The organism is Pseudomonas peli (assembly GCF_050563605.1).
Taxonomy (GTDB): Bacteria; Pseudomonadota; Gammaproteobacteria; order Pseudomonadales; family Pseudomonadaceae; genus Aquipseudomonas; species Aquipseudomonas peli_A.
Window position 1 is genome coordinate 1 of the sequence record NZ_JBNXUH010000129.1, and the last position, 253, is coordinate 253.

Here is a 253-nt window from a genome sequence, read left to right on the forward strand (position 1 = left end):
TCCCGTCTGTGGGGGGGCGGCGTCGGCGGCGTCGGGTGTTTATAAGGTCTGGGCGTGGTGCCGCTGGGCGAGCTRACCCGCCGTTATGTTGACGAGGCGGGCTGGCTGCATCAGGCCCTGGCTGAGCGTTGTGAGCGTGTGGTGTTTACCGTGGCGGGTTTGCCGATGGTTCTCAAGGGGAATGCGCTATGAGGTGTCTCTTATACCCAATTCCGAGCCCACCAGACGAAATGAGCGAAATCGGATGCCGGCT

At 62.3% G+C, this 253-nt stretch carries 1 pseudogene; it reads left to right on the forward strand.

The features are described 5' to 3' along the window. Positions 1 to 45: 45 nt before the first annotated feature. Positions 46 to 192, forward strand: a pseudogene (locus tag ACQ4LH_RS21280) (bifunctional adenosylcobinamide kinase/adenosylcobinamide-phosphate guanylyltransferase); the annotation flags it as partial. Positions 193 to 253: the final 61 nt, after the last annotated feature.